We start from the raw sequence: 397 nt of genomic DNA on the forward strand, positions 1-397 counted from the left end.
ATCCGCGATATCGATCAAGCATCTCGCCCGGCAAGATGCCAAGGTGTTGGGCATTATCGGTGCCGGCCACCAGTCCACTTTCCAGCTGCGCGCTGCATTGATGCAGCGCGACTTTCAGCGGGTGGTCGGCTGGAACATCCAGCCGGAATTGTTGGATCGGCTGCAGGCCGTGGCCTCCGAACGGGGGCTGCCGTTTGAGGCTGTTGATCTGGACAGGCTCGGAGCTGAAGGTGACGTCATCATCACCATCACGTCCTCGTTTCGACCGATACTCAAAGCGTCGCAGGTTCGACCCGGAAGCCACATCGCGTGCATGGGGACGGACACGAAGGGCAAGCAGGAAGTCGAGGCTGCCCTAGTTGCGTCGGCGACGGTGTTCGCGGACGAAGTGGAACAG

The 397-nt window shown here is 61.0% G+C and carries 1 pseudogene; it reads left to right on the forward strand.

The features are described from left to right. Positions 1 to 397: pseudogene (locus ACODTY_RS24180) on the forward strand (ornithine cyclodeaminase family protein); the annotation flags it as partial.

The sequence above is a fragment of the Mesorhizobium sp. FG116 genome (genome assembly GCF_057809835.1).